This is a genomic window from Acidovorax sp., assembly GCF_022763525.1.
Lineage (GTDB): Bacteria > Pseudomonadota > Gammaproteobacteria > Burkholderiales > Burkholderiaceae_C > Acidovorax.
Genome location: NZ_JALEGG010000016.1, coordinates 1 through 9,505 on the forward strand (window position 1 = coordinate 1; position 9,505 = coordinate 9,505).

General features: G+C 67.0%; 8 protein-coding genes. 7 read left to right on the top strand and 1 reads right to left on the bottom strand.

Going from position 1 to position 9,505, the window contains the following annotated elements:
- Positions 1–62: 62 nt before the first annotated feature.
- The 6 genes from murG to ftsZ all read left to right on the top strand — a co-directional run bounded on the left by murG (position 63) and on the right by ftsZ (position 7,159).
- Positions 63–1,133 (top strand): undecaprenyldiphospho-muramoylpentapeptide beta-N-acetylglucosaminyltransferase, encoded by a 1,071-nt coding sequence (gene murG, locus MRY84_RS01200; RefSeq protein WP_291503948.1) that lies wholly within the window; start codon positions 63–65, stop codon positions 1,131–1,133.
- Complete coding sequence (gene murC / locus MRY84_RS01205) at positions 1,130–2,563, top strand: UDP-N-acetylmuramate--L-alanine ligase (RefSeq protein WP_291503949.1); 1,434 nt, start codon at positions 1,130–1,132, stop codon at positions 2,561–2,563. Before murG ends, murC begins: the two co-directional genes overlap by 4 nt.
- Positions 2,560–3,549, top strand: a complete 990-nt coding sequence (locus tag MRY84_RS01210; RefSeq protein WP_291503950.1) for a D-alanine--D-alanine ligase — start codon at positions 2,560–2,562, stop codon at positions 3,547–3,549. Before murC ends, MRY84_RS01210 begins: the two co-directional genes overlap by 4 nt.
- Positions 3,549–4,361 carry a cell division protein FtsQ/DivIB gene (locus tag MRY84_RS01215; RefSeq protein WP_291503951.1) on the top strand — a complete coding sequence of 271 codons (813 nt, stop codon included), beginning with the start codon at positions 3,549–3,551 and terminating at the stop codon, positions 4,359–4,361. Before MRY84_RS01210 ends, MRY84_RS01215 begins: the two co-directional genes overlap by 1 nt.
- Positions 4,362–4,453: 92 nt before the next feature.
- Positions 4,454–5,683, top strand: a complete 1,230-nt coding sequence (gene ftsA, locus MRY84_RS01220) for a cell division protein FtsA (protein WP_291503952.1) — start codon at positions 4,454–4,456, stop codon at positions 5,681–5,683.
- 234 nt (positions 5,684–5,917) lie between these two features.
- Positions 5,918–7,159 (top strand): cell division protein FtsZ, encoded by a 1,242-nt coding sequence (gene ftsZ, locus MRY84_RS01225; RefSeq protein ID WP_291503953.1) that lies wholly within the window; start codon positions 5,918–5,920, stop codon positions 7,157–7,159.
- 206 nt (positions 7,160–7,365) lie between these two features.
- On the opposite strand, the gene MRY84_RS01230 is transcribed toward ftsZ, so the two are convergent.
- Positions 7,366–9,171 (bottom strand): methyl-accepting chemotaxis protein, encoded by a 1,806-nt coding sequence (locus tag MRY84_RS01230; protein ID WP_291503954.1) that lies wholly within the window; start codon positions 9,169–9,171, stop codon positions 7,366–7,368.
- A 199-nt stretch (positions 9,172–9,370) separates the two neighbouring features.
- Between MRY84_RS01230 and MRY84_RS01235 the strand changes: the two genes are divergently transcribed.
- Positions 9,371–9,505, top strand: a 135-nt coding sequence (locus MRY84_RS01235; RefSeq protein WP_291503955.1) for a UDP-3-O-acyl-N-acetylglucosamine deacetylase, incomplete at its 3' end; no start/stop codon positions are given.

Sequence of the window (9,505 nt, forward strand, 5' to 3'; positions counted from 1 at the left end):
GCGCTGGCGGTTGTCTTGCGAGTGGACTATGAGAACAAGCTCCTCATGAGGGGGGGCCGCGCATGAGCAGGCAAAAGACTGCCCTCATTATGGCCGGTGGTACCGGGGGCCATATCTTTCCGGGCCTCGCGGTGGCCGAGGAGCTGCGCACGCGCGGCTGGCGTGTGCACTGGCTGGGCGCGCCCGGCAGCATGGAGTCGCGCATCGTGCCGCAGCACGGCTTTGCGCTGGAACTCATCGATTTCTCGGGCGTGCGCGGCAAAGGCGTCTTGACGCTGGCGCTGCTGCCGCTGCGCCTGTTGCGTGCGTTTTGGCAAGCCTTGCAGGTGGTGCGCCGCGTGAAGCCGGACGTGGTGGTGGGCCTGGGCGGCTACATCACCTTTCCCGGCGGCATGATGGGCGTGCTGGCTGGCAAGCCGCTGGTGCTGCATGAGCAGAACTCCGTGGCCGGCATGGCCAACAAGGTGCTGGCCGGTGTGGCCGACCGGGTGTTCACCGCCTTCCCCAATGTGTTCAAGCAGGGCCAGTGGGTGGGTAACCCCCTGCGCAAGCCGTTCACGCAGCAGCCTGGCCCCGCCGAGCGCTTTGCGGGCCGCACCGGCCCGCTGCACCTGCTGGTGGTGGGCGGCAGCCTCGGAGCGCGTGCGCTCAACGAGATCGTGCCCCAGGCCATCGCCCTCATGCCCGCCGGCCAGCGTCCGCAGGTCATTCACCAAAGCGGCGCCACGCAGATTGATGCGCTGCGCGCGAACTACGCCGCCGCGGGGGTCCAGGCCGAGTGCACACCCTTCATCGACGACACCGCCAGCGCGTTTGCGGTGGCCGACGTCATCGTCTGCCGCGCCGGTGCAAGCACCGTGACCGAGATTGCCGCCGTGGGGGCCGCTGCGCTGTTCGTGCCGTTCCCCTCGGCGGTGGACGACCACCAGACCACCAATGCGCAGTTCCTCGTGGATGCGGGCGGCGGCTGGCTGATCCAGCAGCGCGACCTGACCCCCGAGGGGCTGTCGCAAATGCTATTGAAATTGGAGCGCCCTGCGCTTGCAGATATTGCGCTGAAGGCCAAAAACATGCAAAAAATCAACGCCACCCGCGAAGTGGTGACTGCCTGCGAGGAGTTGGCCCAACCATGAAACACGCCATTCGCCACATCCACTTTGTCGGCCTGGGCGGTGCGGGCATGAGCGGCATCGCCGAGGTGCTGTTCAACCTGGGCTACCGCATCTCGGGCTCGGACCTGGCCGACAGCGCCACGCTGCGCCGCCTCGAAGGCCTGGGCATCAAGACCTGCCTGGGCCATGCGGCCGCGCACATCGACGGCGCGGATGCCGTGGTCACTTCCACGGCCGTGACGGCCGACAACCCCGAAGTGCTGGCGGCCCGGGAGAAAAAGATCCCGGTGGTGCCGCGCGCCCTCATGCTGGCCGAGCTGATGCGCCTCAAGCAGGGCATCGCCATCGCTGGAACGCACGGCAAGACGACCACGACCAGCCTCGTCACCAGCGTGCTGGCCGAGGCGGGGCTGGACCCGACCTTCGTGATCGGCGGGCGCCTGAACAGCGCCGGTGCCAACGCCAAGCTGGGCAGCGGCGACTACATCGTGGTTGAAGCCGACGAGTCCGATGCGTCGTTCCTGAACCTGCTGCCGGTGATGGCTGTGGTGACCAACATCGACGCCGACCACATGGAGACCTACGGGCACGACTTCAACCGGCTCAAAGGCGCATTCGTCGATTTCCTGCACCGCATGCCGTTCTACGGCACGGCCATTCTGTGTGTGGACAGCCCGGCCGTGCGCGAAATTCTGCAAAGCGTGACCTGCCCGATCACCAGCTACGGTTTCTCGGAAGACGCCCAGGTGCGCGCTATCAATGTGCGGGCCGAGGGCGGGCAGATGCACTTCACCGTGCAGCGCCGCAACGGCGTCACGCTGCCCGACCTGGACATCGTGCTCAACCTCGCGGGCGAGCACAACGTGCTCAACGCCTTGTCGGCCATTGCCGTGGCGGTGGAGCTCAACATCCCCGACGAAGCCGTGCAGCGCGCGCTCGCAGGCTTCAAGGGCGTGGGCCGGCGCTTCCAACGCTATGGCGACCTGCCTGCCAAGGACGGCGGCACGTTCGCCGTGATCGACGACTACGGCCATCACCCTGTGGAGATGGCGGCCACGCTGGCGGCCGCGCGCGGTGCCTTCCCGGGCCGGCGGCTGGTGCTGGCCTTCCAGCCGCACCGCTACAGCCGCACGCGCGACTGCTTCGAAGATTTCGTGAAGGTCATCGGCCAGGCCGACGCGGTGCTGCTGACCGAGGTGTACGCCGCCGGCGAGGCGCCGGTGGTGGCGGCCGACGGCCGGTCGCTGGCGCGCGCACTGCGGGTGGCGGGTCGTGTGGAGCCGCTGTTCGTCGACAACGTGGCCGACCTGCCGCAGGCCATTGCCGACAACGCAAAGGGTGGCGACGTGGTGATGTGCATGGGCGCGGGCTCCATTGGCGCCGTGCCCGGCAAGGTCGTGGATTTGCTACAAAATAGTGAGCTTAAGGCGCAGGAGGGACGGGGGCTATGACGCATACTGAATTGAATATCGATGTGAAGGTGCTGGGCAAGGTGGCCGTGCTCATGGGCGGCACGTCGGCCGAGCGCGAGGTGTCGCTCATGTCCGGCTCGGGCGTGCTGCAGGCCCTGCGTTCCAGCGGAGTGGACGCGCATGCCTTCGACCCCGCCCACCATGAGCTGGGCGACCTCAAGCGGGATGGGTATGCACGTGCGTTCATTGCGCTGCACGGCCGCCATGGCGAAGACGGCACTGTGCAGGGCGCGCTGGAACTGCTCGGCATTCCCTACACCGGCCCCGGCGTCATGGCGTCCGCCATCGCCATGGACAAGGTCATGACCAAGCGCGTCTGGACGGCCGAAGGCCTGCCCACGCCGCGCTATGTGTGGCTCGCCCCCGACCGCCAACAACGTGAGGTGGTGCGCACCGTGCCCGACGAACTGGGCCTGCCGCTGATCGTCAAACCCCCGCGCGAGGGTTCGTCGATTGGCGTGACCAAGGTGCGCGGCTATTCGGACATGCAGGAGGCGGTGGCGCTGTCGGCGAAGTACGACCCCGACGTGCTCTGCGAAGAGTTCATCGATGGCGAGGAAGTGACCTGCCCCGTGCTGGGCCAGGGGGCGGACGCGCGCGCACTGCCAGTGATCCGCATCGTGGCGCCCGATGGCGCCTATGACTATCAGAACAAGTACTTCACCGACGACGTGAAGTACCAGTGTCCGAGCGGCCTGCCCGAAGCCGAGGAGCGCGAGATCCAGCGCATCGTGCTGCAGGCCTACCGCACGCTGGGCTGCCGCGGCTGGGGCCGGGCGGACCTGATGATCCGTGCCAGCGACCGCAAGCCGTTCCTGCTCGAGATGAACACGTCGCCCGGCATGACCGGCCACTCGCTGGTGCCCATGTCCGCGCGGGCTTCGGGCATCAGCTATGAAGCGCTGTGCCTGCGCATCCTGGCGAGCGCTGCATTGGACACCCCGGCGAGGCCGAAGGGGGACTGATGAACCATACGCTGCCCGCGCCGCTCGACGTCAAGCTCATGAACTGGACCGCATCGGCCCTGTTCGTGGGCCTGGCCCTGGGCGCGCTGGCGGCGGGCGCGTGGTGGGTGCTGCGCTACCCCGGCTTTGCGGTGTCGCGCATCGTGGTGCATGGCGATCTGGTGCACAACAACGCGGTCACCCTGCGGGCCAACGTGGCGCCGCATCTGGCCGGCAATTTCTTCACCGTGGACCTGCGCGCCGCTCGGGCGGCGTTCGAGCAGGTGCCGTGGGTGCGCCGCGCCGAAGTGCAGCGCGTATACCCGGGCAGCCTGCATGTGCAGCTGCAGGAGCATGACGCCGTGGCGTACTGGGGCCCCGAGAGCGGCTCGGCACTGGTCAACACGCAGGGTGAGGTGTTCGAGGCCAACGTGGGCGATGTGGAGCAGGAAGGCCTGCCGCGCCTGATGGGCCCGGCGGGCAGTTCGCCCGAAGTGCTGCAGATGCACGGGCTGCTCGCGCCCGTCTTCAAGCCCCTGGGGCTGGAAGTGGACATGCTGGAGTTGACCGGCCGCGGCGGCTGGCGCGTGACCCTGGACAGCGACGCGGTGATTGAACTGGGGGGCGGGACCGCGCAAGAGGTGGTGCAGCGCGCCCAGCGCTTCACGCGCACGCTCACCCAGGTGGCGGCGCAGTATGGGCGGCGCGTCGATGCGCTGGAATCGGCCGACCTGCGTCATACGGGCGGGTATGCGCTGCGCCTGCGCGGAGTGACCACCGTGGCGGCCGACGGCACCGGCGCGACTGCCACCACCACGGTGCGCAGGAGGTGACGGCATGCGGCAGGACAGAACGCTGAAGAACCTGGGGCACTGCGTGGCGTTGGCCGCGCGGCGGCGTAGAACAGAGAAGGGCAGAGACTGATATGGCAAGAGAATACAAAGACGTTGTGGTGGGGCTGGACATCGGCACGGCCAAGGTCATGGCCGTGGTGGCGGAGGTGCTGCCCAATGGCGAGCTCAAGCTGGCCGGTCTGGGCGTGGCCCCGAGCAACGGCTTGAAGCGTGGCGTCGTGGTCAACATCGACGCCACGGTGCAGAGCATCCAGCAGGCCCTGAAAGAGGCCGAGCTGATGGCCGACTGCAAGATCCAGCGTGTGTACACCGGCATCACCGGCAGCCATATCCGTGGCCTCAACTCCAGCGGCATGGTGGCCGTGAAGGACAAGGAAGTCACCTCGGCCGACGTGGCGCGCGTGGTGGAAACGGCCAAGGCCATCAACATCAGCAGCGACCAGCGCCTGCTGCTGGTGGAGCCGCAAGAGTTTGTGATCGACGGGCAGGATGTGAAGGAGCCCATCGGCATGAGCGGCATCCGTCTGGAGGCCAAGATCCACATCGTGACCGGCGCGCAGAGCGCGGCCGAGAACATCATTAAGTGCGTGCGCCGCTGCGGCCTGGAGGTAGAGCAGCTCATGCTCAACCCGCTGGCCAGCAGCCAGGCCGTGCTGACCGACGACGAGCGCGAGCTGGGCGTGGTGGTGGTGGACATCGGCGCGGGCACGACCGACGTGGCGATTTTCACCGGCGGCGCGATCCGCCACACGGCGGTGATTCCGATTGCGGGTGACCTCATTACCAGCGACATCGCCATGGCGCTGCGCACGCCCACGAAGGACGCCGAGGACATCAAGGTGGAAAGCGGCTACGCCAAGCAGCTGCTGGCCGACCCCGAGGCGCAGGTCGAAGTGCCGGGCCTGGGCGACCGCAGCCCGCGCATGCTCAGCAAGCAGGCGCTGGCCGGCGTGATCGAGCCGCGGGTGGAGGAGATCTTCTCGCTCGTGCAGCAGGTGGTGCGCGAATCGGGCTATGAAGAAGTGCTGTCCTCGGGCATCGTGCTCACGGGCGGCAGTTCGGTGATGCCCGGGATGATCGAGTTGGGCGAGGACATCTTTCTCAAGCCCGTACGCCGTGGTATCCCGAAGTATTCCAGCGCCTTGTCTGACATGGTGGCCCAGCCTCGTGCGGCTACCGTCATGGGTTGGCTCGACGAGGCGCGCCTGGCACGCTTGCGCGGCTTCAAGGTGGCGCAGAAAAGCGGCTCCATGAAGACGGCGTTTGGCCGCTTCAAGGACTTCATCGTGGGGAACTTCTAGCCATGAAACACCCCGGAATGAGCGCCGCAGGGCCTCCCCAAGGATCGAGGGCCCCCTTGGGGGGCAGCGCAGCACACGCAGTGGCAAGCGTGGGGGCTTTCTGGCTCGCCCGCGGCAGCCCGCACCGAATGCCGCGAAAGCGATGGCGATGTACAGGACCGCCACGCTTCCAGCTTTCACCACCCCATTTCCCAAATTGGCAATTGCATACGAATCTAGAACAGGAGCTCCAAGATGACCATTGAAATGATCGAAGCCGAAGAATTCAACCAGGGCACCCAGATCAAGGTGATCGGCGTGGGCGGCGGCGGCGGTAACGCCGTCGAGCACATGATCGCGCGCAACGTGCAAGGCGTGGAGTTCGTGAGCGCCAACACCGACGCTCAGGCGCTGACCCGCACGTCGGCCCACCGCGTGATCCAGCTGGGCGGCAGCGGCCTGGGCGCCGGCGGCAAGCCTGAAAAGGCGCGTGACGCAGCCGAGGCGGCCGTGGACGACATCCGCGACGCCATCCAGGGCGCGCACATGCTGTTCATCACCGCCGGCATGGGCGGCGGCACGGGCACGGGCGCTGCGCCCGTGATCGCGCGCGTGGCCAAGGAGATGGGCATCCTCACCGTGGGCGTGGTCACCAAGCCCTTCGACTGGGAGGGCGGCCGCCGCATGAAGAACGCCGACGAGGGCCTGGCCGAGCTGGAAGCCAATGTGGACTCCCTGATCGTCGTGCTCAATGAGAAGCTGCTCGACGTGCTGGGCGACGACATCACCCAGGACGAGGCCTTTGCCCATGCCAACGACGTGCTCAAGAACGCCGTGGGCGGCATTGCCGAGATCATCAACGAGTACGGTCAGGTGAACGTCGACTTTGAAGACGTGCGCACGGTGATGGGCGAGCCCGGCAAGGCCATGATGGGCACGGCCACGGCCAGCGGACCGGACCGTGCGCGCATCGCCGCCGAGCAGGCCATCGCCTGCCCGCTGCTCGAAGGCATCGACCTCTCGGGCGCCAAGGGCGTGCTGGTGCTGGTCACGGCGAGCAAGGGCAGCCTCAAGCTGTCCGAGTCGCGCCAGGCCATGAACACCATCAACGCCTACGCATCGCCCGACGCGCATGTCATTTTCGGCGCCGCCTACGACGAAACACTGGGCGACGAGATCCGCGTGACGGTGGTGGCCACCGGCCTCTCGCGCGCCAACGCACGCCGCCAGCCGATCTCGGTGGTGCAAGGCGGCCTGCGCACGGGCACCGACAACATGGCCTATCAGATCCCCGTGGCGGGTGTGGGCGCGATGGGCGGTGCCATGGGTGTGCAAGGCGGCCATGCCGGCGGCACCCAGGCCGACTACGGCAGCATGTCGGTGCCCAGTGTCTGGCGCACCAATCGCACGCAGGCTGCGGCCCGCGTGGATGCGCTGTCATCTGGCGGCATGGACGACTTGGAGATCCCGGCCTTCCTGCGCAAGCAGGCGGACTGAGGCACGCGCCGGCGGGGGCACGGCCCCTGCGAAACGTTCAGCCGCTAGCCCCATTGCCGGGGTGCGGCGGTTGCACCAAACGTTAAAAGGCCCTGCCAGCGCTCATGCTGGCAGGGCCTTTTAACGTTGTCAGGACGGGAACTGGGCCTCGAAAGTGCCCGGGCGCCGCCCCGACGATCTGGAGGGTTCGAAAGACTCTGAACGGCTCAGAACGATTCCCAGTCGTCCGTGTCGTTCGCCGGCGGTTTGCTCGCGACAGGCGCGGCCAGCGCCGCAGGAGGTGGCGTCTTCTTGCTGGCGGCGGGGCGCGGCGCCGCTGGGGCCTTGGCCGACGACGAGGTCAGGGGTTTGGCGGGGGCCGCCACGGGCCGTGGGGCGGGGGTGGGGCGCACCGGCTGCCGGGCAGGAGGTGCAGGCACAGTGGCAAGGCTCGGCGCGCCAGCACTGCCGCCGCTCACGCGGAACAGGGCCACGACCTGTGTCAGTTTCAGGGCCTGCTCCCGCAGGCTGTCGGCCGCCGCCGTGGATTGCTCGACCAGGGCCGAGTTCTGCTGCGTCATCTGGTCCAGCTGGTTCATGGCGGTGTTCACCTGCGCGATGCCCTGGCTCTGCTCGGAGGTGGCAGAACGGATCTCGCCGATGATGTCCGTCACGCGTTGCACGCTGTCCACAATCTCCGTCATGGTCGCGCCGGCATTGCCCACCAGCTGCGTGCCCGACTCGACTTTTTCGACCGACGCACCGATCAGCGCCTTGATCTCCTTGGCGGCTTCGGCGCTGCGCTGTGCCAGGCTGCGCACTTCGCTGGCCACGACGGCGAAGCCGCGGCCCTGTTCACCCGCACGGGCGGCTTCCACCGCCGCGTTCAGCGCGAGGATGTTGGTCTGGAAAGCGATGCCATCGATCACACCGATGATGTCGCTGATCTTGTTGCTGCTGGCGTTGATCTCCTGCATCGTCGCCACCACCCGCGACACCACCTCGCCCCCGCGCGCAGCCACTGCCGCGGCAGAGGTCGCCATCTGGTTGGCGGTCTGGGCCGAGTCGGATGTCTGCTTCACGGTGCTGGTCAGCTCTTCCATGCTGCTGGCCGTGCTTTGCAAGTTGCTGGCGGTGTCCTCGGTGCGGTGCGCCAAGTCGTTGTTGCCCTGGGCGATCTCACTGGATGCGGTGGCGATGCTGTCTGTCGCCGAGCGCACATCGAGCACGAGCTTGCGCAGCGAGGTGACCATGTGCGCCAGCCCATCGAGCAGCGAGCCCGAATGTGCTGTCGGAATTTTCGTGTCCAGGTTGCCGCCGGCCACGTCCGACATGATGGCGATGGCGTCCGCCGGTTCGCCGCCGATCTGGCGCAGCACCGAACGGGTGACAAGCAGGCCAACGGCCACGACGATGAGCGTGACGACCAGCACGATTGCCAGGTTGGTGAGCAACGCCTTGCGCACGAGGACGTCTATGTCATCGGTGTACAGCCCCGAGCCCACCATCCAATTCCAGCCATCCACCTTGACGATGTACTGCAGCTTGGGCACAGGCGTGGTTTGCCCGGGGCGCGCGAACATCATGGACACGAAGGCCTTGCCGTCACGGCTACTGCGCATGCCGTCCACCAGTTGGGCAATGATGTCGTTCCCCGCGCCATCCTTGACCTTGCCGATCATGTTCTGGCCGTCCCATTCGGGCTTGATGGGGTGCATCACGCCGACGCCATCGGTCGTCCAGATATAGAAATATTCCGTCTTGCCCTCGGGCCCGCCGTAGCGCGCGATGCGCAGGGCGTCCTTGGCGGCCTTCTGGGCCTCTTCGACAGGCATGGCCCCGCTGGCGGCCTTGGCCTGGTAGGCGGCCACGATGCTGTGCGCCGACTGCACGGCGGTGGTCAGCAATTCGCGCCGGGATTCGACGATCTGGCTGCGTTGCTGCAACAGCGAGATGATCGCCATCAAGACCAGCGCCGCCAGCGCGCTGGCCAGCATCAGCAGGATCTTGCCTTTAAAGCTCAGTTTGTTCATGGAAACCTCCGTGGATCTGAAAACTCTACGCCCTGGCACCCCGCTCGTGAAGGCGGGGTGAAGAGGATCGGAAAGGCTTCTTGCTACAAGTCATATGTCTGCCATCCATTGTGGATTCGCCGCTCTCGACAGTGGTCAGGGATTACGAGGGTTGCCCTTCAGGCAGGTACGGAGAACACCGCGCCACTAAAATCGGAAGATGCTCAAGCAACGCACCCTCAAGACTCTGACCCGTGCCGTCGGGGTAGGCCTGCACAGCGGCCAGCGGGTCGAGCTGACCTTGCGGCCGGCGCAGCCGGATACCGGCATCGTGTTCCGCCGGGTGGACCTGCCC

Bases quoted from the DNA above. Each gene is read 5' to 3' on its own strand.
- murG (WP_291503948.1), top strand. From the start codon at position 63: ATGAGCAGGCAAAAGACTGCCCTCATTATGGCCGGTGGTACCGGGGGC.
- murC (WP_291503949.1), top strand. From the start codon at position 1,130: ATGAAACACGCCATTCGCCACATCCACTTTGTCGGCCTGGGCGGTGCG.
- MRY84_RS01210 (WP_291503950.1), top strand. From the start codon at position 2,560: ATGACGCATACTGAATTGAATATCGATGTGAAGGTGCTGGGCAAGGTG.
- MRY84_RS01215 (WP_291503951.1), top strand. From the start codon at position 3,549: ATGAACCATACGCTGCCCGCGCCGCTCGACGTCAAGCTCATGAACTGG.
- ftsA (WP_291503952.1), top strand. From the start codon at position 4,454: ATGGCAAGAGAATACAAAGACGTTGTGGTGGGGCTGGACATCGGCACG.
- ftsZ (WP_291503953.1), top strand. From the start codon at position 5,918: ATGACCATTGAAATGATCGAAGCCGAAGAATTCAACCAGGGCACCCAG.
- MRY84_RS01230 (WP_291503954.1), bottom strand. From the start codon at position 9,171: ATGAACAAACTGAGCTTTAAAGGCAAGATCCTGCTGATGCTGGCCAGC.